The organism is Actinoplanes sp. NPDC051470 (assembly GCF_040682035.1).
GTDB lineage: Bacteria > Actinomycetota > Actinomycetes > Mycobacteriales > Micromonosporaceae > Actinoplanes.
The window spans coordinates 380,087-406,061 of the sequence record NZ_JBFBAA010000005.1 but is presented as its reverse complement, the minus strand read 5'-3'; the positions used below and the strand labels follow the sequence as shown (position 1 = coordinate 406,061).

Below are 25,975 nucleotides of genomic sequence, written 5' to 3'. Positions count from 1 at the left end.
GGTCTCATTCCGAACCCGGAAGCTAAGCCTGCCAGCGCCGATGGTACTGCACTCGGGAGGGTGTGGGAGAGTAGGACGCCGCCGGACTAAACGTTTGTCGAGGCCCCGCCATTACTGGCGGGGCCTCGACTTGTTTCCGGGGTTAACTCGTTACTGCCCCCTGAAAATTGCTTGGCCCACCCGCGGGTAAGAACCGCGCGGGTGGGCTATTCGCGTTTCTGGGCCACGTTCAGAGCGACGTCAGGAACTGTTTCGGGCTGAGCGCCTTGGCGGTGATGCGGGTGTCGCCGAGCCAGCCGTAGAAGCCCTGGCCGTACTTGAGGTCGAAGGATGTGGCGCCGATCGTGAAGGGCCGGCCCAGCGTGGCGATGCCGCAGGCGAGCTGGCCGGGATTGCGGACGATCGGGGCGCCGTCGACGTACACGATCGAGTGACGGCTGTCGTTGACGACGGCCACGTGGATCCACTTGCCCATCGGGAGGGCGTGGCTCCACGAGGTCGGTGACGCGTCCGTTGTCCCGGGGTAGACGACGTACTGCAGGAAGCGTTCCGACGACAAGTTCAGGCTGCACGTGCACTCGAGGCGCGACCAGCCGTTGGTCTTTCCGGCGTCGCCGTTGCGGCCCTCGAAGCTCCAGATGCCCATGAACGCGTGGTCGCCGGTGAACGGGTCGGGCAGCTTCAGGAACGTCTCGATGGTGTAGCCGTCGAGGAACTTCATGCTGTTCAGCGGGGCGTTGGCGCCGGTCTGCAGGATGGCGCCGCGGTCGGGGTTCTTGCCGCCGTCGAAGCGCAGGCTCGAGTGGGCCGGTGCGTTCTCGTGGTGGTCGGTGGTGAGCTCCAGGATCTCCGGACCGCTGTTGGCGAGCCGGCGTACCGAAAGATCGTTGCCCTTGCCGGTCTGGTCGCGCACCGCGGCGCCGTCGCCGACCGACTGGCCGGCCGTGTCGAACCGCCAGTAGGCGACCGTCGGCCGGCTGATCACCGTGCTGGCCGGGCGTGGGGCGGGCAGGGCCGGCGGGTCGAAGCCGGCGAACCGCGAGCGGAAGTCGACGGCCAGGCTGAATCGGTCGTGGGGGCCGGTCAGCTGGCTGACCTCGGCCTGCAGCGGAGAGGACGACTTGCGGGACAGGAACCACGGGGAGAACGTCTCGACGTCGATCACGTTGCGGGCGAGATCGAACGTGTAGAGCCGGATCATCGCCGCGCCGCCGTAGTAGCGGTCCTGGTAGTTGGTGATGTGGACGTGGACGTCGTGCCCAGCGGCATTCGGCAGGACGGTGCGGGCGGGCGGCCAGTGGTGCCCGTTCAGGGTGAGGAAGATCTGGTCGTGGCCGGCGATCAGGCCGTCCCACAGGCGCTGACCACGAACGGACAGCGCGGCTTGGCCGGCGTAGTCGGGGAAGGCCAGGTCGTGGGTGGTGACGATGACGGGCGTGCGGGGATGTGCCGCGATCATGGCGCGGGCCCAGGCCAGCCCGGCGTCCGAGATCTGCCAGTCGAGCGCGAGGACCATCCACTGGCGCCCGCCACCGGTGAACAGGTGGGCGCTGTTGTAGCCGCCGGGTGAAGCGCCGAGGAAGGTGGGCCGGCCGGCGAACCGGTGCGGTCCGAACGCCTGCAGGTACGGGCTGTCGCCGCGTTCGTCGGTGGTGCCGCCGTTGATGTCGTGATTGCCGGCCAGCACGCTGTACGGCAATTTTCCGTCGATCTGCTCGAACGTCTTGGACGCCAGCGCGATCTCGGCCGCGGTGCCGTGCTCGGTGACGTCGCCCAGGTGGGTCAGGAACACGGCCGCGCGTTCCTGGACCAGGTAGCGGAACGTCTCGCGCAACGGCGCCGGGTCGGCGCTGTCCGCGTCGAACAGATACTGCGTGTCCGGCAGCACGGCGATCGCGAAGCGGTCGGGGCTCTTGCCCGCCGGCGCGGCTTGCGCCTGAGCCGGTGTCGAGGCAGATCCGAGAAGCAGGGGTACGACCGGAGCAGCCGCAGCCGTCCGGAGAAGATTTCGTCGATCCACGCGCATCACTCTCTCGGTCGTCCACCACCGCTTGACGGCCTGTGGGCAAACAACCGGCGAAAACCGATCATGTTGCCCAGCGTTCGGCTTGATGTCATCAACTCACGAGTCGTGTGGTCAATGCCTCCGATCATCCTCTGCACTATGCGAGTCGCCTTGGTCACGGAGTCTTTCCTACCGCTGGTGAACGGCGTCGCCAACTCGGTCGTCCGGACCGCCGAACATCTGCTGCGTCGCGGCCACCAGCCGATCGTCATCGCGCCGCAGCCCACCGACCGTCGGGTTCCGTTCGACCTCCCGTACCCGGTGTACCGGATCTCCTCGGTGCCGATGCCTGGCTACCCGGAGATCCGTCTCGGTCTGCCGACACCGACGATGACCGCGGCCATGCGCGCCCACCGCACCGACGTGGTCCACCTGGCCAGTCCCTTCGTGCTCGGCGCCTGGGGCGCCACCGCGGCCCGGTCGCTGGGACTGCCGACGGTGGCCGTCTATCAGACCGACATCGCCGCGTACTCCCGGCTCTACCACCACGGTATGACCGAGCGGGCCGCGTGGAGCTGGATCCGCAAGGTGCACAACAAGGCCGGCCGGAACCTGGTGCCCTCGACCGAGTCGGCCGCCGCGCTGACCGCCCACGGCGTGGAGCGCGTCCACCTGTGGCGGCGGGGCGTCGACAGCGTGCGCTTCCACCCGGAGCGCCGCACCGAGGGCCTGCGTCGCCGGCTGGCGCCCCACGGTGAGCTGATCGTCGGCTTCATCGGGCGGCTCGCCATGGAGAAGCAGGTCGAGCTGCTGGCCGGGGTGAGCCGCTTGCCGGGCGTACGCCTCGTCGTGGTCGGCGACGGACCCGCCGCCGGCGATCTGCACAAGGCGCTCCCGGAAGCGACCTTCCTCGGCCTCAAGCACGGCGACGAGCTGGCCGACCTGTACGCCTCGCTGGACATCTTCGTCCATACCGGACCGTACGAGACGTTCGGGCAGGCGATCCAGGAGGCAATGGCCAGCGGGGTGCCGGTGGTCGCGCCGGCCGCGGGCGGACCGCTCGACCTGGTGCGCCACGGGGTGACCGGGCTGCTGGCGCCGCCCTTCGTCGAGCAGGGCTTCACCGACGCGGTGACGGTGCTGGCCGGCGATCCGGGTCGACGGGCCGCGTACGGTGCGGCCGGTCGGGCGGCGATCGAAGGACGGAGCTGGTCGGCGGTCGGTGACGAACTGATCGGGCACTACCGCGCGGTGATGGGGACGGCGGCGGCGCCCGTCCTGGCCGCGGCGGCCTAGATTTCGTTCTGGCGGCTCGCACCCTCATGGTGCGGGCCGTTGTCGTATTCGGTGGAGGGTGGGGCATGGGAGTACGGATCGTCCGGGTGGCGAACTTCGTCACCGAGACGTCGGGCGGGTTGCGTACGGCGCTCCGGGAACTGGGCGCCGGCTATCAGCGGGCCGGCCACGAGGCGGTCCTGGTGGTGCCCGGTGAACGGGACGGCGAGCGGGAGACCGAGCAGGGCCGGGTGATCACGCTGGCCGGGCCGCGGGTGCCGGGGCTGGGCGGCTACCGGGCGCTGGTCGACCGGCGGCGGGTCGGCAAGGTGCTGTCCTGGCTGGCGCCGGACCGGCTCGAGGTGTCCGACCGGACCACGCTGCGCTGGATCGGCTCGTGGGCCCGGCGCCGGGAGATCCGGTCGATGATGGTCTCGCACGAGAGCCTGGACGGGTTGGTGCGGATGTTCGGGCCGTGGCAGCGGTTCGGGAAACGGGCGGCCGACCTGCTGAACGCCCGCACGGCCGCCGCGCACGACATCGTGGTGTGCACGACCGGCTGGGCGGCTGCCGAGTTCCGGCGGATCGGCGTCGAGAACCTGCTCCGCGTACCCCTCGGAGTGGATCTCGAAGGGTTTGGACCCGACCGGCGGGACGGCGAGGCGCGCCGGAAGTGGGCCGCCGACGGAGACGTCCTGCTGGTGCACTGCGGGCGGTTGTCGGCCGAGAAGAAGCCGCGGCGCTCACTGGCCGCGCTGGCCGCGCTGAGGGCCGAGGGGGTGCCGGCGGTGCTGGTCGTGGCCGGTAACGGGCCGCTGCGGCAATCGTTGCAGGAGGAGGCCGCGGCGCGAGGGCTGCCGGCTCGGTTCACCGGCTATCTGCGGGACCGGGACGAGCTGGCCACGCTGTTGGCGACCGCCGACGTGGTGCTGGCGCCCGGCCCGGTGGAGACGTTCGGGCTGGCCGCGCTGGAGGCGCTGGCGAGCGGGACGCCGGTGGTGGTGAGCGCGGCGAGCGCGCTGCCCGAGGTGATCGGGGACGCCGGCCTGGCGGCGGGCGGAACCGGGGCGGAGTTCGCCGCGGCGGCCCGTGAGCTGCTCGAGCGCCCGGAGGCCGACCGGCGGCGGGCGGCACGCCTGCGGGCGGAGACTTTCCCCTGGCGGGGCGCGGTGGACGGATTCCTCGTGGCACACGACTTGGCCCCGATGTCGGCTCTGCCACAACCTCGGCGTTCGGCGTAGTTTGTCGCTGACCGGCGGTGGGCACCTGCTGCTGGGAATCCCTCGGCTCTCATCAGGAGTGGGCACATGCTCAAAGGCTTCAAAGACTTCATCATGCGCGGAAACGTCGTCGATCTCGCGGTCGGCATCGTCATCGGCGCGGCCTTCACCGCGGTGGTCACCGCATTCACCAACGGCTTCCTGAAGCCGCTGATCCAGCTGATCGGCGGGGGTACGGGCGTCGGCGCCGGCGCCTGGAAGGTGCGCGACGGCGTGGTGTTCGACTACGCGAGCTTCCTCAACGCGCTCATCACCTTCGTGCTGACCGCCGCGGCGCTCTACTTCCTCGTCGTCTTCCCGCTGAACAAGCTGGCCGAGCGCCGCGCCCGGGGCGAGGAGCCGCCGCCGGCCGCGCCCAGCGAGGACATCGTGCTGCTCACCCAGATCCGCGACGCGCTGGTGGCCAATCGTGCCGGGCCCGGTGCGGTGAGTGACGTCAACGAGCACTCCCGGCGCGACCAGGAACCGCCGCGGCACCAGTAGCCCGGTCGGGCGGAAAAAGATCCACCCGGCCTTGCGCTGTTCGAACACGTGTTCGATACAGTGGCCCGATGGAGCAGCGAAAGCACTGGTGGAACGGCAAGTGGGGTCGCCTCGGGCGGAAGGATGTCTACCTTCGCGTCAACGGCGAACAGTGGTACGTGGAACAGCGCACCGGCGGCGGTGACGGCGTCTCGCACTTCTTCGAGTTCGACAGCGAGGACGCCGCGATCGACACGGTGCGTGCACTTCTGGCGGGGCCGGACGACGACTGGCGTGAGCTGTCCGTCCGGCCCTCGTCCGCGTTCTGAGGCCGGCTTTCAGGCCGCTTGGCGGTCGTGGTGGCGCGCGGTCATCGGGCCGGTGCGAGGGACGAGCCGGAGCTTCGGCTTCTCCTCGTCGAAGGACGCCTCCTCGAAGTGGGCCCGCCAGCCGTCCGTGGCGCGTGAGCCGGGCGGGGCGGCGGGCGTTGCCGAGGTGCGGCTCAGGGCCACCACGAGCAGATAGCCGACCAGCACGAAACCGTGGCTGACCAGGCGCTCGGCGTCGACCCGACCGGCCGAGAGGTCGTTCACCGACAACAGCAGGAGCATGCCGACGAAGGCCGTGAGCATCGGCACCAGACCGCTCGGGCGCGAGCGGCGCAACGCGATGAAGAGGAACGCGGCGCCGACCGCGACGTTCCAGGCGGCCGACTCGTGCCAGAGGTGCCCCGGCGTGGCGTCCAGGCCGGCGTGTTCGGTGTGACTGCCCGCCACCCCGCCGACCTGGGACAGGCCGAGGATCAGCTGAACCGCGCCGACCACGGCCAGCGCGACGAAGAGGTGGGCGCGGGCGAGCAGCGACGGCTTACGCTCGGGCACCGCCGCCAGGATCGCGGCGCTCAGGTCGGGCATCGGGGCGGCCAGACCGGTGCGTACCAGCCGGTTGACCTGGGCGGCCTGGTCCAGCCACCCGCGGCACCCGGCACAGCCGGCCAGGTGTTCGTCGACCAGCGGCCGGTCGGCCGGGTCGTCCTCGCCGTCCAACTGTGCGGAGAGCATTTCGCGCCACCGTTCACACGCCATACCCCTATGGTCGCCCCATCGGGCGCAATGGTTCCCGCCCACCTTGAGGTGAGCGGGAACCAGATGCCTTCGTCGGTCAGCCGCAGAGAGCGTGGTTGATCAGCGGGATGGTGATGTCGGTGGCCGGCAGCTGGACGCCCGGGTCCGGCTTCAGCGAGTCGGTGTTGATCGAGATGACGACGCTGCGGGAGCCGTCGGCGGTGACGCCGTTGCGGGTCATGAAGCCCATGATGTCGCCGCCGTGGGACCAGGCGCCGCCGCAGTCGTTCGGCGTGTACATCAGGCCCAGGCCGTAGCGGACGCCCGGCCAGTGCGGCTGGAAGGCGGTCGCCGGGACGGTGCGCTTCATCTCGGCGAGCTGGGCCGGGCGCAGCAGGCGGCCGCCGAGCAGGGCGCGGAGGAACCGGTTGGTGTCGTCGGTGGTGCTGATCATCTCGCCGGCCGCGCCGCCGTAGGACGGGTTCAGCTCGGTGGCGTCGACCGGCTCGCCGTACTTCGGGTCGTCGGGGGTGGCGCCCTCACCGGGGAAGCGCTCGTAGCCGGTCGCGTGCGGGGCGGGGATCGTGCGCCGGGTGACCGGGGTGTAGGTGTGGGTCAGGTGCAGCGGCTTGATGATGCGCTGCTGGACCTCGTGCTGCCAGGGCTGTCCGGTCACCTTCTCGATGATCAGGCCGGCCAGCACGTAGTTGGTGTTCGAGTAGTTCCAGTCGGTGCCGGGCTGGAACTCCGACGGCTGGCTCACCGCGAGCGCGACCGCCCGCTGGGGCGTCAGGGTCTGGTAGCGCAGCCGCTGGAAGCCCTCCTCGGTGAACAGCTCCGGGATTCCGCCGAGGTAGTCGGGCAGGCCGCTGGTGTGCTGCAGAAGCTGGCGTACGGTGATCCGCCGGCCGTCGTTGCCGTTGCCGCGAACCACGCCCGGCAACCACTTGTCGACCGTGTCGTCCAGGGCCAGCTTCCGCTCGCCGACCAGCTGGAGCGTGGTCGTGGCGACGAATGTCTTGGTGAAGCTGGCGATCCGAAACTTCGCGTCCCACGGCACCGGTGTGCCCGCCTCGACGTTGCCGTACCCGCTGCGGACGCGGATGTCGCCGTGCGGGGTGTCCACCTCGGCCAGGACGCCCGGGGCGCCGTACCTGAGCATCGCGTCCGCGTCCCGCTGCAGAACGGCGCGTGCGTCGCGGGTCGGGGTCGCGCCGGCCGGCGAAGCGACGGGCACGGAGACCGCGGTCACCGCGGTGGCGGCGGCGATCACGGCGGCAATCTTCGTCGATGTCCTCATGCCGAGAACGCTATTGATCGGCGACCCTCGAACCCATCCCGCTACCTGCCCGGCCGGGGGTACAGCTAGCACTACCTAGGCCGTGTTTCAAACACGGCCTAGACCCGCTGGCGTACCCCCATGCGGTCGACGGCTTCCGCGACGCGGCTGGACGCCTCGGCCGCGGCCTCGGTGTCGCCACGGTGCCGGGCGTCCCACAGGCTCGCCTTGATCCGCAGGTAGCCGAGCCGGGCCTGCTGGGCGGCGATCTCCGCCTCGATCCGCTCGGCGTGCCGGAGCAGCAGGTCGCGCTGTTCGAGATAGGCCGACCGCCCGCGCGTCCGGTTGGCCAGGTAGGTCCGCATCTCCTCGATGCCGACGCCGACCGCGCGCAGGCAGGCCAGCACCTCGAGCGCCTGCATGTCGTCGTCGCCGTAGCGGCGGTGGCCGCTGCGGTCGTCCCGGGTGATCGGGCCGATCAGCCCGACCTCCTCGTAGTAGCGCAGCGTCGGCTCGCTCATGCCGGTGTGCCGCGACGCGTCCTGAATCGTCAGCGTGGCCATGCCTCCCAGCGAAGCAGACCTCAAGCGCTTGAGGTCAAGCTTCCGCCCCGCTCAGCCGCCGGGCCGGCCGGTTTCGCTCAGCCGCCGGGCCGGCCGGTTTCGCTCAGCCGCCGGGCCGGTTGGGGAAGCCCGGGAGATCGGGGAACCCGGGGAAGCCCGGTGGGTTACCCGGGTTCCCGGGGGTTCCCGGCGTGATCGGCGGTGTCGTGCCGGCCGGCGGGACACCCGAGCTGACCTGGATGGCGACGTAACCGCCCTTGACCGTGCGCCCGCCCGGGTCGGTGCCCGCGGCCTGGCCCTTGGGACACGCCGACGGGACCTCGGGGCCCTCGGAGGCGACGAAGCCGGCGCCCTGGACGCGGCTCTTCGCCTCGGCGAGACTCACGCACTTGACGTCCGGGATCGACCGCTGCTCGCCGATCGTGAGCTTCGTACCCTTGGGCTTCTTGAACTGTTTGTTGGGTTTGCCCTTCATGATGTCGCGCAGGGTGTTCACCACCGCCGGGTTCACGACGCCGTGGTCCATCTTGTACGGGTGGTTCTGGTAGTCGGGGTTGACCAGGTAACCGGCCACCACCATCGAGGTCGTGCCGGCGATCAGCGAGGCGGTGCGGCCCTGGTCGGTGGTGCCGGTCTTGCCGAAGATCGAGTGACCGACAATGGCCCTCGTGTCGCCGGCCGTGGTGTGCCCGCCGCAGGAACCCGTCTGGGCCTGGTCGCCGAGCGGGCAGCGGGCCGCGTCGAGGGCGGCGCGGGCCACGTCGGGCTCGGTGGCCTTCTGGCAGTGCGGCTTGCCGACGTCGAGCTTCTTGCCGCCCATCGAGGTGACCTGCTGCACCGGGGTCGGCTCGCAGTACATGCCGTCGGCGGCCAGGGTGGCGTACGCGTTGGCCATGTCCAGCGGCGTGGACGCGGAGACGCCGAGGGTGAACGAGCCCCACATGTGGGCGTCGGTCTTGGCCCGCTCGGCGTCGCTGGGCTCCCGGAACCGCACGCCGAACTTCTCGGCGACCTTCACCACCTTCTCGGCGCCGATGCGCTCCTGGAGCGGCACGAAGTAGGTGTTGACCGAGCTGCCGAAGCCGGTCCACATGTTGTACGGGCCCTTTGTGTTCAGCGAGGCGTTGGCCGGGCAGTACCGGCCGCCGCAGTTGCCGCCGGGGTCGCGGTAGAGCGGTGACACGTAGCGGGGGACGGTGTTGATCGGGTACGCCAGCGGCAGCCCGTTCTCCAGCGCCGCCACCATGGTGAACATCTTGAAGACCGAGCCCGCCTGGTACCCGCGGATGTCCCCGCCGCCGGTGATCAGCGGGTTGGTGGTGTTCGGGTAGGTGGCGCGGATGCCCTTGTCGGCCTTCTTCGGGTCGGACGACATCTTGTTCTGCGGATCGGCCAGATCGTCCAGTTTGTACCGGCGGTTGGTGGCCAGCGTCCGGACCCGCCCACTGTTCGGCTCGACGCCGGCCAGCAGCAGCGCGTCCTTGTCGTTGATGCCGGCCTTGGCTGCGATGTTCTTGCGGGCCGACTCCTGCGCCTTAACGTCCAGCGACGCCTGCACGCGGTAGCCGCCGGCCTTCAGGGCGCGCTCACGCTCGTACTCCGTCTTGCCGAACTCGGGCCGGCTCAGCCACCAGCGATAGAAGTAGTCGCAGAAGAAGCCCCAGCTGTTGATCTTCACCTCGGCGCAGCCGTTGCGGCTGCGCGTCACCGTGTGCTTGAGCTTGACCTTGACCGCGTCCTCGGCCTGCTTGGGGGTGATGTACGTCAGGTCCTTCATGTTGCCGATGACCCAGTTGCGGCGGTTCAGCGCGCGCGGGTAGCCGTCGGTGGTGGCCGGGTTGAAGCCGGTGGGCGCCTTGACCATGCCGGCCAGCAGCGCCGACTCGGCGACCGTGAGGTCCTTGGGGCGCTTCTGGAAGTAGACCTGGGAGGCGGCCGCGATCCCGTACGCCCCGTTGCCGAACGGCGCCTGGTTGAGGTAGCCGAGCAGGATCTCCTTCTTGCTCATCTCCTTCTCGACCTGCATGGCGTACTTCATCTCGGCCAGCTTGCGCTGGTTGGTGTCCTTGGTGGCGTCGACGACCTCCTGCGGGGAGGAGGCCGAATAGGACAGCGTCATCCGGACGTACTGCATGGTCAGCGTGGATGCGCCCTGCTGGCCGTCGTTGGCGCCGCTGTTGTTGTTCACGAACGCCCGGGCGATGCCCTTGACGTCGACGCCGCGGTGCTCATAGAACTTGTGGTCCTCGGCCGCGACGATCGCGTTCAGCATGTTCGGCGAGATGTCCTTCAGCGGGACGTCCTTGCGGAATTCGTCCCAGAACACCGCAAGCTCGGTCCTACCGTCCGCCGCCACCACGGAACTGGCCTGGGGCGTGCTCGCCTTCTTCAACTCGCCGGGCAGCGAGGCGAACGTGTCGCCACCGGCCTTGGCGGCCAGGCCGGGCAGGGCGATCGCCGGGAAGGCGGCCGCCGCCACGACGAATCCCGAGAGCAGCCCGACGAGCACGAGCAGTCCCGCGTTCTTCACGAAGGGTCGATCAGACCGGCGCATCGGTACCTCTGAATCGAGCAAAGGGCGGACGCGCCGGAGAATACCCGTGTATCGCAACGCCTTGCAGTGCCGAATTGCCCGCCAGGAGGTCTTCGATGCCGATTCGGTGATAGAAGTCATGCCTGATGCGGTCGGCCACCGCCGAAACAACCTCGCTGCCGTCACGGATCGGATTGACGTGAGTACGGAACGGACGGTCGCCGGGGGAAAGTACGATCACGCATCGAATTCGGTCGGCCACTTTCTGTTGCTTGCGACGCTTAGATGATTCCTCCGTTCGAGCGGATGGTCTGGCCGTTGACCCAATGGCCCCGCGGGCTGGTCAGGAACGCCACCATGGCGGCCGCGTCCTCGGGCGTGCCCAGCCGCTCGAGCGGCGGCTGCTTGGCCGCGCGGGCGATCGCCTCGGGGTCCTTGCCGTCGGTGAAGAAGCTCGTGTCGGTCGGGCCGGGCGCCACGGTGTTCACCGTGATATTCCGTCCGCGCATCTCCCGGGCGAAGATCAGGGTCGTCGCCTCGACGGCCGCCTTGCTGGCGGCGTACCCCGCATAGGCCGGCAGTTGGAGACCGACGATCGAGGTGGACATCGCGATGATCGAGCCACCGTCGCGCACCCGGCGCGCGGCCTCGCGACCGACCACGAAGGTGCCGCGGACATTGGTACGCCACATCGCGTCGAGCGCGTCGAGGTCGGTGTCGGCGACCGGGGCGAGCGTCATGACGCCGGCCGAGTTGACCACCACGTCGACGCCGCCGAACCGCTCCTGAGTCAGGTCGAACATCGCGGCCACCTGGGTCTCGTCGGCCACGTCGGCCTGCGCCGCGACCGCCTGGCCGCCGGCCGCGGTGATCTCCTTGACGACCTCGTCGGCCATTCCGGCGTTGCCCGCGTAACCCACGACGACGGCGTTGCCCTCGGCGGCCAGAGTGAGCGCGACGGCCCGGCCGATGCCGCGTGACGCACCCGTGACGACTGCTACCCGTTCCATGTCGATCTCCCTTATCGGTGTTATGACTCAAACATAGCACAGCTACGTAGCGACGCTAGTTGGGTGCCGTATCATTGATTTCGTGACCACTGACCTAGCCGCCGCGATGATCGCCGCCGCCGAGCGGCAGCTGGTGGCGTCGACCGACGGCGACATCGCCACCCGGGCCGTGTGCGAGGCCGTCGGCGTGACCCAGCCGGTGCTCTACCGGCTCTTCGGTGACAAGAACGGGTTGCTCGACGCGCTCGCCGACGACGGGCTGCGCCGGTACGCCGAGCACAAGGCCGCCCAGAAGCAGACCGGCGACCCGGTCGCCGACATGGTCGCCGGCTGGGACGACCACATCGCCTTCGGTCGCGACAACCCGGCCCTCTACCAGCTGATGTTCGCGCCGCGGCCGCGCTCGCACACCCAGGCCCGGCGCAAGATCCTCGACCTGCTGGAGGCCACGCTGCTGCGGGTGGCGGCGGTGGGCGCCCTGCGGACCACGCCGAACGCGGCCGCCCAGCTGATCCTCCCGGCCAACGTCGGGCTGGTGCTCAGCTGCATCGCCCAGCCCGAACTGTTCGACGACCCGGCCCTGTCCGACCGCACCCGGGACGCGATCTTCGCCGCGGTGCTGACCGCGCCGGCCGCCCGCGCCGACGGCGCCGACCCGGTGGGGCGGGCCGCGCTCCAGCTGCGTTCCCAGCTCGCGGTGTCCGGCACGGCCGAGCTGGAACCGGTCGAAACGGCGCTGCTTGATCGGTGGTTGGAACGCCTCAGCCGGACGTAGGCTCGGGCACCATGCCCGACCTGCCCCCCGAACTGCTCGACGTGCTCCACGCGAAGGCGATCTGCTTCCTCACCACCGTCATGCCCGACGGTTCGCCGCAGATCAGCCAGACCTGGGTCGACACCGACGGCGACCACATCATCATCAACACCGTCGACACCCACCAGAAGAACCGGAACATCGAGCGAGACCCGCGGGTGGCCATCGGCATCAGCGACCCGGCCTCGCCGTCACGGTCCTGGGCGGTACGTGGCAGCGTGGTCGCCGCCACGACCGACCACGCCCGCGAGCACATCGACAAGCTGTCCCAGAAGTACCTCGGGCGGCCCTACCCCGGCTGGGGCGCCGGCGACCAGCAGCGCGTCGTGCTCACCATCAAGCCCGACCGCGTGCACAGTCCCCGATAGCGCTTTTCCCGCCGACGGACTTCGGCGCCGTGACCAGGCTGCTGAGGGCCTGACCGGGCCGCGCAAGAGGGTTGTGGTGTGCGCTACAGCTCGTGGTCCGGGCAACTCACCCGGAGCTCGGCGTCACCGAACGGCGCGTCGACGAAGTTGCAGTGGTGCGCGCGGCCGGTCTTCACCGGGTGGGCCTTCGGCGCGAAGAACCGGCAGGTCAGGCACATCCGCGAGACCGGGATGGCGCGCCGCTCCTGCAGTTCGCGCATCAGCGTCACGGTGCCGCGCATCATCGCCGCGAAGTCGTCCGGCGTCAGCGCGGCGACAGCGCCGCCCAGGCTCTCTGACACCACCGACAGGCGGCCGGCCTCGGCCCGGCCCGACTCGCTCAGGGTGACCCGGAGCGCGCGGGCGTCGCCGGGATCACGGGACGCGTCCAGCAATTCCTTGCGGCGCAACACCTTCACGGCATCCGAGACGGTCGGCGCGGTGGAGGCCAGCGCCTCGACGATCTCACCCTGGCGCAGCGGGGCGCGGCTGCCGGCGAGCAGGCTGACAATGTCGGCCTGCAGCGGCGACAGGTTGTGGGGGCCGGCGTTGCGCCAGGCCTCCATGCGCACGGCCTGACCGAGGCGGGCGAGCCCGATCAGCAGCTGACTGGCCGGCGGTGGTCCCGGCACGTCCCCGGTGGACTCGCTGCTCACCGGCGCGAGCGTACTCGATAGTTGGCAGTCAAAAGTAAATGGCTTGAACCCACGCCGGTCCGAGACGTCGTTAGGACGTGGAGCACACGCCCGTCTGCATCAAAGCGGCCGACCCCGTCGCCGGCTCCGGACTCGCCGCGATCCTCGCGCGGCGCCCAGGGCTGACCGTCACCGACGTGGCGAGCTGCGACGTGCTGATCCTGCTGGCCGACACGGTCGACGACGCGCTGCTCGAGGTGATGCGCGACGCCTACCGGTCGCGGGCCGGCGGGATCAGTTGCGTCATCATCGCGTACGAGATCACCGAGCCGCAGCTGTCGACGGCGGCCGACCTCGGGCTGATCGGCCTGCTGCAACGGGCCTCGGCCGCGCCCGAGCGGGTCAGCGACGTCGTCGGCCTGTCCCGCTCGCTGCGGCCGGTGCTGCCGGCCTCGGTGCTGGAGGCCCTGCACGACGAGTTCCGCCGCACCCAGCGCGTCGGCGCCATGAGCGAGCGCGAGGCCGAGGTGCTGAGCCTGTACGCGGACGGGCTCACCGCGGCCGACGTCGGCCGCCGGCTCGACCTGTCGGTCCGCACCATCCGCAAGATCGAGCAGGAGGTCGTCACCCGCCTCAACCTCCGCAACCGCACCCACGCCGTCGCCTTCGCCATGCGAGCCGGCGTCGTCACGCAGCGACCGGCGACCGGCCGCCGCACCAGCCGCGCCGCCATCAGGTGATCTTGGACATGGTGTTCCAGCCCTTGCCGATGTTCTCCCGGGCACCGCGGAACGCACCGGCGCCGTTGCCGCGATAGAGCCAGAGGAAACCGTCGGCGTCGCGGGTGATGACGTCCGAGTAGCCGTCACCGGTGAAGTCACCCGGCGAGAAGATGGCGGTGGGCGCGGCCCAGCCGCCGCCGTACTCCTTGGGGCTGGTGCGATTGAGCCAGCCGCCGGCGCCGTTGCCGCGGAAGAGCTTGAGGATCCCGTCGCTCTCGGCGCCCATGAGGTCGGCCTTTCCGTCACCGTCGAAGTCGCCGGGGGAGAAGAGCCGGCGGTACGAACCCCAGCCGCCGCCGTCCTCGATGCGGGTGCCGCCATCGCCGTTGCGCCATCCGCCGCGGCCGTCGCCCCGGTAGATCCAGAGGAAGCCGTCGGGCCGGCGGACGATGACGTCGTTGTTGCCGTCGCCGTCGAAGTCGCCCGACGAGAGGATGACGTTGAAGGTGTTCCACCCGCCGCTGCCGATGCGGTCGCCACCCTTGGGGGTGAGCCAGCCGCCGGCGCCGTTGCCCCGCAGGAGCCAGAGGCTTCCGTCCGGCTTACGGCCCATGAGGTCGTTGTTGCCGTCGTTGTCGAAGTCGCCAGGGGACAGCATCGCGTCGTATTCGTTCCACCTGCTGTCGACGATGGCGTATCCGGGGCGGAAGTTGCCGGCGCCGTTGCCGCGGTAGAGAAGCAGGGAGCCATCCTGGTAGGCGGCGATCACATCGGTGCGGTGGTCGCCGTTGTAGTCGCGGATCCGAGTGTTCCCCTTGTCGTAGATGACCATCGAGTTGTAGGTGAACACCTCGGCGATCTGACCCTGGAAGTAGCCCCGCACGGCACCGTTCGTCGCTCCTTCGGCACCGACGCGGAGGACGCCGGAGGCGTTCCATGGTGATGGGTTCACGGCGCTGGCCACATCGACCCGATTGACATGCAGGTCGATGACCCCGGTGGACCGTTGATAGCTCGCGCTGAGGTGTGTCCAGACGTCGGTCGTGACGCTGCGCGGGCGAGCTGAGGCGTAGACCCACGCCGGGTTCGCGGCATTGGTGGTGGCCATCGAGAATTCCCAGCTCTGGTTCGTCGAGTTGATCCACAGCTTGAACCCAGGAGTCAGCGAGCCGTCCTGGGCGAGGATGGTGCCGCCGGCGCGATCGGGTTTGACCCAGAGGCTGACCGTGAAGTCGGCATCGGTGCGGACCGCCGGGCCGGTGCTCGTCAGCATGGAGTTCGTGCCGTCGAAGGACACCACCCGGTCAAAGAGATCGCCGCTGTCCCACCGGGCGCCCCCGGCGCCGGTCAGCGGCATGGTTCCGACGCTGTCCTTGGCGGCGTTGCTCCCCGTCACGGTGCCACTCGCGCCGTCCTTGAGCAGCCAGGCGTGGTTGGCCGTCAGCACTTTCTGGCCGGCTGCCGCGGCGACGCCGGTGTCACCGGCCAGGTAGGCGGTGGCGATCGCGTTGGCTCCGACCGTCCACAGGTCGTCGAGGTCGTCGTTGTTGACGTCCGCGGCCTCGAGGGTGAGGTTCTGCCCGGCGTTCCACGAGGTGGCGAGCCGTTGCTGGGTGTAGGTCAGCGCGGTCAGGTCGTCGTCGTACATCAGCGCGCGCCAGGCGTACAGCAGCCCCGTGGTCTTCTGCCATAGGAAGACGGTCGCCTTGCCCTGTTTGTTCGGTGTGCCGGCAATGGTCCACGTGTCCCAGTCGACGCCACCGGTCGGGGTGAGCTGCTCAGGAAGAGGATTGGACCAGTAGTCGCCGAGCGTCCCGTTCTGGTCCAGGTGGCTGAGGTAGTAGCCGGTCTCGGCGCTGCCCGTGATGCCGACCAGGTCCGGCATCGTGTTGCCGGCCGCGTAACCGGCGTTGGCGATCTGCAGCGGCGTCAACTGGTTGCGGTCGCGGAACGTGTCGACCGGCAGGCTCACCACGTTTTCGGACAGCTGGGATTGGAGGGGCGATCCGTCGCCGGTGCCACGCAGGACGATGGCGGAGCCCGCGTTCACGCCGGACGGATAGTAGGTGAGGACGTCCTGGACACCGGTGCCGCTGAACCGGCCGGCCAGGGTCTGTGCACCGTCGAACTCCGAGGGGAGGTGGTTCTCGGAGGCCCCGCTGCCCCGGGCGCCCACGTTCACTGCTGCCGGGCCCAGTGCGCCGGTGGCGTCCTTGCCCTGCGCGAACCACAGGCCGGAGGCGAGATTGTTCCGGCCGCCCGGGGTCAGCACGTCGGTGATGTCGTCGCCGTCCAGATCGCCCTCCAGCGCCGGCTCGGCCGCGTCGGAGTTGAACATCACTGTGGTGGTCTGACCCACGTTCCCCGCCGGGGACAGGCCGGTGACCGTGAGCGTGTTGAGGGAGCGGGTCGGCGTCACGGTGATCGACGCGGATCCGTCGGTCGCCGAGGCCGGGACGGTGCCGTGGGCTCCGCCGTTGATCTGGTACGCATAGTTGGTCGGCACGGTGCCGCTCGGTGGACGGGCGATCTGGATCCCGACCGACTGGCCGATCCTGGTGGTGCCGTTGGCCGGCCGCTGCACCTCGGGAGTCCCCGTGCGGGTCGGGTCGAACCGGAAGCTGCAGATGGCCGACCATCCCCCGGTCGCGTAGAAGTCGGTCGCGCGGACCCGCCAGGAGAACTGCGTGATCTTTTCGTCGGCGGCGTCCTCGAGGGCGGCGAAGCCGATCGGCAGGACCCCGGTCCCGCCGGAGGGCATCGTCGTGCGGGCCGGGTCGGAGGAAGCGATCAGCTTGCCCGGTGTGTCTGTCCGCCACAGGTGGAAGGTGACGCCGAGGGTGCCACCGTCCCGGTCGGAGACCGGTGAGAACAGGCTCACGTCCCCGAGGCCGATCAGGGTCGGCGTGGCGGCGGTGCAGGTGGTGGCCGGCGAGGTGCTCATACCGGTCGGAGTATTCGGCTCGTGGTTGTACGTGACCTCGAAAGTCGGGCTGGTCTCGAGGAACTCCTTCCAGCCGTTGTCGGAGTTCTCATCCGCGGCGACCAGGGCGAACGTCTGGGTGCCACGCTTCGCGGCGAGGTCGGCCTCGACGGCGCTCCTGATGTCGAACGCGACCCCGCCGGCCGGGCAACCCGAGTAACCGTGTGCCACCGTTTTGTTGTCGATGACCGGGCCCAGGTTCTGTCCGGCCCAGAAGTCCCAGGTGGCGTTGCCCGAGCTCAGCGTGACGCTCGGCGCGTACAGGTTGACCCGGCTCGGCGTACACGACCAGGCTCTGGTCTGGGTGATCTTCATAGTCGCGGTGTGGATCGTGGCGCCGGCCAGGTTGGTCGTGGACAGCGGGAAGTTGATGAACGTGCGCGACTTGATCCGGCCGCTCGGATTGCCGACCTGCATCCGGCCGAGCGGGTCCGGGGTGGCCTTCCAGTATTTGGTGCGCGGAAACTGCTCCGGGACGGTGGACCAGCCGTTGTACTTGCCGCCACTGACCGACCAGGTGAAGGCCGGGTCGATGTAGACCGGGTAGCGGGTGGCGGCCCCGTCCAGCAGCTTCCGGTCCGGGGTCAGCTCGATCTTTCCGTTGCGGACGCGAGTGCCGACCAGAGCGGTACGCGCGCCCGCGCCGGGCCCGCGGAACGACGACTTCGTCGTGGCCGGACCGCGAACCTTCGTGGCCGGCATGGTCGAGTCCCACATCTTCGGGGTCGGCGCGGTGAGCACGGTCGAGCCGGTCCGGTCGGTGCCGGTGACGTTGCCCGCGTCGTCCGTGGTGAGGGTGACGCCGGACAGTTCGGTCGGCATGACGAGCTCGGTGAGCTCGTCATTGGCGGCGGCACCGGCGTCGGCCACGACGAAGACCTCGGCGAACCCGCCGTGCGGCTTGGCGGTGACCTTCAGGTCGACGCCCGGGAGCACCTGGGCGTACGTGGCGGTGTCGCCCACGACCGTCGGCGCTCGCAGCGGCTCCGGCGGCACGATCCCCGCGGACAGCCCGGTGCCCGACATTGTCGCCATCGCGCCCGGACCGCCGTTCGACAGCACGAGCGGCGTGCTGCTGACCCTCGGCGACCAGCTACCGTCCGGGTTCTGGACCAGCGTGGGATCGAGATCCTGCCACTCGCCGTCGACCCGGGCCCGGGTGGGCGTGGCCGACCGGGACAGCGTCATGGTCCCATCCGGGTTGGCGATCAGCGTGTCGGTGCTGTTGGCCGCCTGGGTCGCCTCGACGGCCTTGCCGGTCGACGTCGCCCGCTCGCTGGCCTCGTCCGCGCTCAGCGAGTGTGGAGCCGCGGTGGCCGGAGGAGCGCCCGGAGGTGGAGCCGCCACCGCCCGCCCGGCCGTCGCCACAAAGGCTGAGGCGGTGACGAGCATGGATGCGAGAAACGCGGCCAGCCGACCGCGTCCGAGGGTCCCCGTCATGTGGACGACCCTAGGGCGTCCCGCATCCATAGTGGGCTGTCAATGGGAGTGCCGTAACTCACCTTTCGTGAGCGCGTGGTTGCAGACCGATATCTGGGCGTGGTCAAGTGACGCTGCTTCGCGCTGGATCCGGCGCGGACCGGCTCCAGGGCGATCGGGGTGCACAGCACTGTGGACAGTCGACGAAGCAGGTTGCGGGCCGTCTCCCGGCGCTCTCTCGCGGCGGGTTCTGCCGCGGTCTGCGCGCTGTCGCTGGCGATGAATGCTCCCGCGTACGCCGCGCCCGGCCCCGGCCCGACCCGGCTGGAGGCGGCGCGGACGCCCTCGGTCCGCAACGTCCGGCCGGTGCCGGCCCGTTTCCAGCAACCGCCTGATGCCGCGCGGTCGAGCTATCAGGCCAAGGCCACCATCTGGCCCAGCGCGGCCGAAGCGACGGTCACCCTCGCCGCCGGCGGCCGCGCGAAGGTCGCCTCCTCGCCGGTCTGGCTGGAGGGCGGACGTGGGTCGGCGAAGGTCCGGGTCATCGACCACGCGTCGGCCGAGCGGGCCGGCGTGCGCGGCACGATGATGGTGGTCACGCCGACCGAGAAGGGCAAGACCCGCGTCGGGCTGGACTACACCGGCTTCGCCGAGGCCTACGGCGGCAATTTCGGCTCCCGCCTCCGCCTCGTGACGTTGCCGGCCTGCGCGACAACGACGCCCGAGACGGCCGCCTGCCGGGTGCCGACCGCGCTCGGATCCACCAACGACAGCCGGTCCCGGTCGGTGTCGGCGGAGGTCGCCCTGACCGGCCCGACCGTTCTCGCGGCCACGACCGATCCGGGCTCGGACGGCGGCGCGGGTGGCACCTACGCGGCGAGCGACCTCAAGCCGTCCGGCTCGTGGTCCGGCGGCGGCAGCTCCGGCACCTTCACCTACCAGGTCCCGGTCAACCTCCCGCCCGGCCCGTCGCCGGTGGCGCCGAAACTCGCGGTCGCCTACGACTCCGGCGCCACCGACGGGCAGACGGCGTCCACCCAGGCGCAGAGCTCCTGGATCGGCGACGGCTGGGCGACGCCGCAGTCGTACATCGAGCAGACCTTCGCCTCCTGCCGGGACAAGCCCGAAGGCCGGGACTCGCCGAAGGCGACCGACGACCTCTGTTACGCCGGGCCGGTGCTGACGCTGTCGCTGAACGGAAGCACGAGCCGGCTGGTGTACGACAAGGACACCGACGAGTGGCGGCCCGAGTCCGACAGCGGCGAGCTCATCACCCGCGGCCCAGCGACCTTCGACAACGGCTCCCGCGCCAACGACAAGCGCTACTGGCAGGTCATCACCCGGGACGGCATGGTCTACCAGTTCGGCCGGAACCGGTTGCCCGGCTGGAACGCCGACCGGCCGGTCACGAACTCGGTCGATCTGGTTCCGGTGTACTCGCCGCACGCGTCCGGCCCGTGCTACCAGTCGTCCGGTTTCGCGGACTCGTTCTGTGACATGGCCCGCCGGTGGAGTCTCGACTACGTCCAGGACGTGCATGGCAACGCCATGACCTATTACTACACGCAGGAGGTCAACCGGTACGGACGGAACCTGGGCGCAACCGACGACGACTACGTGCGAGACAGCTTCCTGACCCGCATCGAGTACGGCTTCACCGGCGGCAACGTCTATGCCACGGCGCCGGACAAGGTGGAGTTCGCGGTCGAGAACCGCTGCGAGAGCGCGTGCGGGGCGCTCAGCGAGAGCACCAAGGCTAAGTACCCGGACGTGCCCTTCGACCTCGTCTGCCCCGACAAGACCGACTGCGACGCCTTCGCGCCCTCGTTCTTCTCGACCAAACGGCTCGCGTCGATCACCGCCAGCCAGTGGAACGCGACGAGTCAGAAGGCCGCACCGGTCGACGCCTACGTGTTCGACCAGTCGTTCCCGTCGACGCAGGACGGCACCTCGCCGACCCTATGGCTGAAGTCGATCACCCGAACCGGGTACGCGCCGCCCGAGCAGGGCACCTCGACCCAGCTTCCGCCGATCACGTTCGCCAGCATCAAACTGCCCAACCGGGTCGACACGCTGAGCGGCTACCCCTCCTTCTACCGGCACCGCATCTTCAAGGTCACCACCGAGACGGGGTCGACGATTGGTCCCGAGTACCTGTTGCCGGAGCCCTGCGGCGCCACCAAGCCCGCACCGGCGTCGAACACCAGGTCCTGCTTCCCGGTGCGGTGGACGCCGGCCGGGCGTAGCGAACCGATCCTCGACTGGTTCAACAAGTACGCCGTGGGGCGTGTGACGCAGGACGACCCGACCGGCCGGGCGCCGGCCACCGTCACCGACTACGCCTATCTCGACGGCGCCGCATGGCACTACGACGACAATGAGCTGATCAAGGCGAAACACCGCACCTACGGGCAGTTCCGCGGCTACGCCAAGGTCCGGACCCTCACCGGTGACGGCGCCGTGGACCGCCGGACGATGGGTGAGACGACCTACTACCGCGGCATGTCGCGGGACAACGGCGGCGCCGCCGCCACCGTCACGGATTCCGCGGGCGGCGCCCACGACGACCGGAACGAGCTCGCCGGATCCGTCCTGGAGGACACCACCTACCGCGGCGAGAACGGGGCGGTCGAGAGCTCCACCGTCAACGCGTACTGGGTGTCGGGCGCGACCGCCACCCGTTCCCGCACCGGGCTGGCCGCGCTGACCGCCAACAAGGTCGCGACCGCGCTCACCTACAGCCGGCAGGCGATCGCCGGCACCGGATCGCCCACCTGGCGGTACACCCAGGTCGACAACTCCTACAACGACGACGTGTCGTCACCGTACTTCGGGCTGCTGGAGGCCTCCTACAGCCACACCGTGCCCGCCGACCCGGCCTACGACCAGTGCACGCTCACCGGTTACGCGCCGGTCAACCGGGACAAGAACCTGGTGGGCCTGGTCAGTCAGACGGAGACGCTGGCCAAGGCGTGCGCCGGGTTCACCAGGGGCACCCCGCCGACCGTGCCGGGCACACTCAACACGCTGCGGGCCCCGGCTGAGGTGTCCCGGCCGGCCCAGACGGTCAGCGCCACCCGGACGTTCTACGACGACACCGACTGGGGCACGACCTTTCCGCAGAGGACCGCTCCGACCCGCGGCCTGACGACGATGACACAGCAGGCCAAGGACTACGTCGACGGCGCATATGTGTGGCAGACCGGTGGACGGTCGACCTTCGACGGCATCGGCCGCCCCGTCGACTCGTACGACGGCGAGGGTTACCACACCGTCACCCGTTACACCGCCAACTCGGCGGGCCTGACCATCGGCGGCAGCGTCACCAACGCGCTCGGCCACGTCGTACGCACGACCATCGAACCGTCCCGGGGCGTCACGCTGACCAGCGTCGGGGTCAACAACGAGATCACCACACAGACGTACGACGCGCTCGGCCGCACGACCGCGGTGTGGTTCGGGTCGCGGCCGACCAACCTGCCCGCCCACGAGACGTACGACTACGTCGTGTCCAGGACCGGCGTCAGCTCGACGACGACCAGAAAACTCAACGACCTCAACGCGTACCGGGACGTTTCGGTCGTCCTCTACGACGGACAGCTGCGTCCACGGCAGACCCAGACGTCGACGCCGGCGAGCGGCCGGCTGGTCACCGACACCTTCTACGACAGCCGCGGCTGGGTCCGGGCGACGTACAACGCGTGGCATGACAAGGACAACACTCCCAGCGGCGGCGCCATCGTCTCGTCCGACACGCTGGGCACCGAGTCCTACGACCAGACCATGAACACGTACGACGGACTGGGTCGCGCGGTCGTGGTCACCAAAGCCGCACAGCTCATCCCGGTCTCGAAGGTCACCACCGTCTACGACGGCGATCGCGTCACGGTCATCCCGCCCGACGGCGCCACCGCCACCACCACGATCACCGACCCGGTGGATCGCACCGCCGCCCTGGTTCAGTACACCGCCCGGCCAACCCTGACCGTGCCCGCCGACACCTTCCTGGGCCGGTTCACGGTCTCCGGCGGAACCACCACGACCAGCCGGTACGGGTACGACACCCGCGGCAATCAGGCCACCGTGACCGACGCCGAGGACAACACCTGGACCACCGAGTTCAACCTGCTCGGACAGGTCAGCAAGAAGACCGACCCGGACAGCGGCAGCACCACCGGCATCCGGTACGACAAGAACAGCAACCTGCTGGAGAGCACCGACGCCCGTGGCCGGACCATCTCCAGCACGTACGACGCGCTCAACCGGAAGACGGCCACCCACGCCGCGGCGACTGACGCCCAGTCCGATGCGAACCGCACCGCGTCCTGGGTGTACGACAACTCCGACGCCGCCTTGACCGTGCCGAACGCCAAGGGCCGGCTCACCTCCAGCACCGCGTACTGGGACGGCAACGCCTACAAGACCCAAGTCCTCGGGTACGCCGTGAACGGCGCCTCGACCGGTGAGCGCATCACCATCCCGGAGGCGGAGGGCTCGCTCCGTGGCACCTACGAGTTCTCCCGCTCGTACACGACCAACCGATCCCTGCTCTTCCGGGAATCCTGGCCCAGCAAGGGCGGCCTGCCCGCGGAGAACCTGACCCACTTCTACGACTCGCTGGACATGCCGACCGTCTACGGCGGCACCTACCAGTACAGCGGTGGCGTCGCCTACGACGCGTACCGCCGCGTCTCCTCGGTCCTGATCGGCAAAGATCCGCAATCCGGCCGGTTCTCCAAGGTGTACGACCCACATACCGGACGCCTGACCGAGCAGCAGGTCACCTTTGGCACGACGACCAAGGTGACGGCCGAGGAGCAGCGCTACGAGTACGACAAGGCCGGCAACCTGGAGAAGCAGCGGACCATCCGGACGGCGGCCGGCGGGGTCGGCGAGACGCAGTGCTTCGACTACGACGAGCTGGTGCGGCTGACCCAGGCGTGGACCGCGACCGACGACTGCGCGACCCGGCCCACCGCCGCCCAGCACGGCATGGTCGACAACACCATCGGCGGCGGCAGCGCCTACTGGACGAGCTGGAGCTTCGACGCCCTCGGCAACCGCACCGGACAGACCCAGCACAATCTGACCGGCGGCTCGGACAGCACCACGAGCTATGCCTACGACGGGAACAGTGCCAATCAGCCACACACGCTGACCAGCACGACCAGCACCGCGCCGGACCCGGGCACCTCGTTCGCGTACGACAAGTCCGGCAACATGACCACCCGCAACGCCGGCAACGGTCCGCAAACCCTCACCTGGAACGAGTCCGGCCAGCTCACCAAGGTCAGCGGCCCGGCCGGCGACACGACCAGCATCTACACCGGCGACGGCCAGCTCCTGCTCCAGAAGGACCCGACGAACACGACGCTCTACCTGCCCGGCCAGCAGCACGTACTGGACAAGACGACCGGCACGGTGACCGGGACGCGCTATCTGGCGGTCCCCGGTGGCGCGCTGGCCATCCGTACGGGCTCCGGCACGAACTACACCTTCGCGCTGACCGACGGCCATGGCAGCCCGACCCTGTACTTCGACAACCAGGTCCTGAACCCGAAGTGGCGCCAGTACAGCCCGTACGGCGAGGCCCGCGGCGCGGCCGGCACCTACCCCGACAACCGGGGCTTCCTCAACAAACCGGCCAACGCCACGACCGGCCTGACCCGGATGGGCGCCCGCGACTACGACCCGGTCACCGGCACCTTCATCTCCCTGGATCCGCTGCAGGACAAAGAAAATCCTCAGCAGTGGCAGGGCTACTCGTACGCCACCAACAATCCGATCACCTACGCCGACCCCAGCGGCATGGTCCCGATCACCGACGAGCAGTACGCCGGCTCGGGCGGCACGCCGACCCGTACGCCCTCCAGTCCTCCTACCGGCCATCCTTCCCAGCGGCGCGGCAACAACACCGCCCGGCACGAGCGGCAGACCGCGAACGACGTCCGCAACGAACGGGTCAGCCTCCGCAAGGAGACGATGGACGGCATCAACGCCCGTGGTGGCCTGATGACGAAGGCGATCACCCTGGGCTCGCTCGAAGAATTCGCGATGCGCAGCACCCACAATTGGGAATTCCTGTGCAGCAGCGAATCCGGGCGAACGACCGAGCAGTGCGAGAACACGAACCCCTACCTGAACAAGAACGTCAAGGAGGTCCTGTTCGTCGGCGCCGGCATCATGGCGGCGGTGGCGCTTCCCGCCTGCATCATCGTGCCGTACATCTGCGCGGCCGTCATCTACGACTACGCCGCCGGCGAGGTCACCGCGGCGAGCACCGGTAGCTTGATCAGCGCATCAGGCATGATCGGTGGGGCCAGCCTGCTGAATCTGGCGGGCAAGGGCGCCAGCGCGGCCGGCAAGGGCGGCGGCATAGCGAGCGCGCTGCGCAAAGCGTGCAGCTTCAGCGGCGACACCGAAGTTCTGATGGCCGACGGCACCACCGAGCCGATCGATGAGATCGATCCGGGCGAAGTGGTCTACGCCGCCGACCCCGAAACGGGTGCGCAAGGCGGTCGCACGGTCACCGCGTCCTGGGCGCACGGTGATGAGTTGCTCGACCTGAAGCTCAGCGTAGGCAGCGTAACCACCACGATCAATCATCCCTTCTGGAACGCCACCGACCGGCTCTGGGAGCGGGCCGACGCCTTGGACCGCGGCGACCGAGTCGTCACTCGCGCCGGCTTCGGCACGGTAGAGGGCCTCATGGTACGAACGGCCCATCCCGGCACTGCGTACAACCTCACCGTCGACGACCTCCACACGTACTATGTGCTCGCCGGCAACACGCCCGTGCTTGTTCACAACTGCGGTGGCGCAACCGTTGACCCCGGTAAGTTCGACTACATGTTCGGCAAGGTCGCCTCCAACTCGCACAACGCGGCCCGGTCGGCCCAGAATCAAGCGCAATTTGCTAAGGTTGGCGTATACAACAACGCCGAGGGCCGCGGCCTTCTTCAATCGCACTTTGATGAGGTAGTGGGATCTGACTCAAACGTTATGCGCACGTTCACGAACGACCATGGCGAATTCCAGATTCGTGACTCGTTATTTGCTGGGCCGGGTGGTTTCCTGCACCTTGAGACTACCTGGCAGGTGACTGGCGACGGACTTCGGTTGACGACGGTTATTCCTCGTGGGGGCGGGTAATGGAGTATAGGCAATTTGTGGTTCCGTCGGATGCGGAACTGGTCGACACGCTGGGCGTTTCTCCTGAAATGGTCGAGGGTGAGCCGACGGTTCGTAGCCTTAGCTTGACCTCAGCCGTTGGCGATAAGGTCCTACTTTCCTACGACGTGTTAGGTCGTTCCTTTCGGATTCAGATTTCATCTGGCGATGCGCTACGGCTTGATCTACTGAGAGAGTCGGCAACGCACCTTTCGGTCAGCGCCGAGGGTCGCGATATCCGCGTGCGCGTGATGCTTGAAGCTGCGGACCTGACGGGTGAAATGGACGTGCTAATTGGGGATGAGATTGTCGTGCAAGACAGGTTGCTAATGGCATAGAGATACGCGGTAGGCC

At 69.3% G+C, this 25,975-nt stretch carries 18 protein-coding genes and 1 rRNA gene; 10 read left to right on the top strand and 9 right to left on the bottom strand.

The window, feature by feature from the left end; genetic code table 11:
• Nucleotides 1–87 (top strand): 5S ribosomal RNA (gene rrf / locus AB0M54_RS12975); the annotation flags it as partial.
• A 142-nt stretch (nt 88–229) separates the two neighbouring features.
• Here the strand turns inward: rrf and AB0M54_RS12970 are convergent.
• A complete protein-coding gene (locus AB0M54_RS12970) occupies nt 230–2,020 on the bottom strand; it encodes a LamG-like jellyroll fold domain-containing protein (protein ID WP_364470824.1) in 1,791 nt (596 codons plus the stop codon).
• A 144-nt stretch (nt 2,021–2,164) separates the two neighbouring features.
• Between AB0M54_RS12970 and AB0M54_RS12965 the strand changes: the two genes are divergently transcribed.
• From AB0M54_RS12965 to AB0M54_RS12950, 4 genes are all read left to right on the top strand, one after another.
• Nucleotides 2,165–3,301: a glycosyltransferase family 1 protein gene (locus AB0M54_RS12965; protein ID WP_364470822.1), complete on the top strand. Its 1,137-nt coding sequence runs from the start codon at nt 2,165–2,167 to the stop codon at nt 3,299–3,301.
• Between the two features lie 65 nt (nt 3,302–3,366).
• On the top strand, nt 3,367–4,521 hold the full coding sequence (locus AB0M54_RS12960) for a glycosyltransferase (protein ID WP_364334639.1): 1,155 nt from the start codon (nt 3,367–3,369) through the stop codon (nt 4,519–4,521).
• Between the two features lie 66 nt (nt 4,522–4,587).
• Nucleotides 4,588–5,043: a large conductance mechanosensitive channel protein MscL gene (gene mscL, locus AB0M54_RS12955; RefSeq protein WP_364334642.1), complete on the top strand. Its 456-nt coding sequence runs from the start codon at nt 4,588–4,590 to the stop codon at nt 5,041–5,043.
• Nucleotides 5,044–5,111: 68 nt separating this feature from the next.
• Nucleotides 5,112–5,351, top strand: coding sequence for a hypothetical protein (locus AB0M54_RS12950; RefSeq protein WP_364334645.1), 240 nt, complete (start codon nt 5,112–5,114; stop codon nt 5,349–5,351).
• Between the two features lie 9 nt (nt 5,352–5,360).
• Here the strand turns inward: AB0M54_RS12950 and AB0M54_RS12945 are convergent, their stop codons facing one another.
• The 6 genes from AB0M54_RS12945 to AB0M54_RS12920 all read right to left on the bottom strand — a co-directional run bounded on the left by AB0M54_RS12945 (nt 5,361) and on the right by AB0M54_RS12920 (nt 11,471).
• A complete protein-coding gene (locus AB0M54_RS12945) occupies nt 5,361–6,107 on the bottom strand; it encodes a zf-HC2 domain-containing protein (RefSeq protein WP_364334648.1) in 747 nt (248 codons plus the stop codon).
• Between the two features lie 76 nt (nt 6,108–6,183).
• Nucleotides 6,184–7,386, bottom strand: a complete 1,203-nt coding sequence (locus tag AB0M54_RS12940) for a serine hydrolase domain-containing protein (protein WP_364470820.1) — start codon at nt 7,384–7,386, stop codon at nt 6,184–6,186.
• A 98-nt stretch (nt 7,387–7,484) separates the two neighbouring features.
• Complete coding sequence (locus tag AB0M54_RS12935) at nt 7,485–7,928, bottom strand: MerR family transcriptional regulator (RefSeq protein ID WP_364334654.1); 444 nt, start codon at nt 7,926–7,928, stop codon at nt 7,485–7,487.
• Between the two features lie 103 nt (nt 7,929–8,031).
• Nucleotides 8,032–10,482: a transglycosylase domain-containing protein gene (locus tag AB0M54_RS12930; protein ID WP_364334657.1), complete on the bottom strand. Its 2,451-nt coding sequence runs from the start codon at nt 10,480–10,482 to the stop codon at nt 8,032–8,034.
• Nucleotides 10,469–10,702, bottom strand: a complete 234-nt coding sequence (locus AB0M54_RS12925) for a hypothetical protein (protein ID WP_364470818.1) — start codon at nt 10,700–10,702, stop codon at nt 10,469–10,471. Before AB0M54_RS12925 ends, AB0M54_RS12930 begins: the two co-directional genes overlap by 14 nt.
• A 40-nt stretch (nt 10,703–10,742) precedes the next feature.
• On the bottom strand, nt 10,743–11,471 hold the full coding sequence (locus AB0M54_RS12920; RefSeq protein WP_364470816.1) for an SDR family oxidoreductase: 729 nt from the start codon (nt 11,469–11,471) through the stop codon (nt 10,743–10,745).
• Between the two features lie 82 nt (nt 11,472–11,553).
• On the opposite strand from AB0M54_RS12920, the gene AB0M54_RS12915 reads away from it, so the two are divergent.
• Both AB0M54_RS12915 and AB0M54_RS12910 read left to right on the top strand, forming a co-directional pair.
• Complete coding sequence (locus AB0M54_RS12915) at nt 11,554–12,246, top strand: TetR/AcrR family transcriptional regulator (RefSeq protein WP_364334666.1); 693 nt, start codon at nt 11,554–11,556, stop codon at nt 12,244–12,246.
• 11 nt (nt 12,247–12,257) lie between these two features.
• Entirely contained in the window at nt 12,258–12,653 is a 396-nt protein-coding gene (locus tag AB0M54_RS12910) for a PPOX class F420-dependent oxidoreductase (protein ID WP_364334668.1), read from the top strand.
• Between the two features lie 83 nt (nt 12,654–12,736).
• On the opposite strand, the gene AB0M54_RS12905 is transcribed toward AB0M54_RS12910, so the two are convergent.
• A complete protein-coding gene (locus AB0M54_RS12905; protein WP_364470814.1) occupies nt 12,737–13,348 on the bottom strand; it encodes a MarR family transcriptional regulator in 612 nt (203 codons plus the stop codon).
• A 77-nt stretch (nt 13,349–13,425) separates the two neighbouring features.
• Between AB0M54_RS12905 and AB0M54_RS12900 the strand changes: the two genes are divergently transcribed.
• Nucleotides 13,426–14,067 carry a LuxR C-terminal-related transcriptional regulator gene (locus AB0M54_RS12900; RefSeq protein WP_364470812.1) on the top strand — a complete coding sequence of 214 codons (642 nt, stop codon included), beginning with the start codon at nt 13,426–13,428 and terminating at the stop codon, nt 14,065–14,067.
• On the opposite strand, the gene AB0M54_RS12895 is transcribed toward AB0M54_RS12900, so the two are convergent.
• A complete protein-coding gene (locus tag AB0M54_RS12895; protein ID WP_364470810.1) occupies nt 14,060–18,472 on the bottom strand; it encodes an FG-GAP-like repeat-containing protein in 4,413 nt (1,470 codons plus the stop codon). The two genes, AB0M54_RS12900 and AB0M54_RS12895, sit on opposite strands and share 8 nt — an antisense overlap.
• Before the next feature lie 171 nt (nt 18,473–18,643).
• Between AB0M54_RS12895 and AB0M54_RS12890 the strand changes: the two genes are divergently transcribed.
• A complete protein-coding gene (locus tag AB0M54_RS12890; protein ID WP_364470808.1) occupies nt 18,644–25,603 on the top strand; it encodes an RHS repeat-associated core domain-containing protein in 6,960 nt (2,319 codons plus the stop codon).
• Nucleotides 25,603–25,959 carry a hypothetical protein gene (locus AB0M54_RS12885; protein WP_364470806.1) on the top strand — a complete coding sequence of 119 codons (357 nt, stop codon included), beginning with the start codon at nt 25,603–25,605 and terminating at the stop codon, nt 25,957–25,959. Before AB0M54_RS12890 ends, AB0M54_RS12885 begins: the two co-directional genes overlap by 1 nt.
• Nucleotides 25,960–25,975 lie beyond the last annotated feature (16 nt).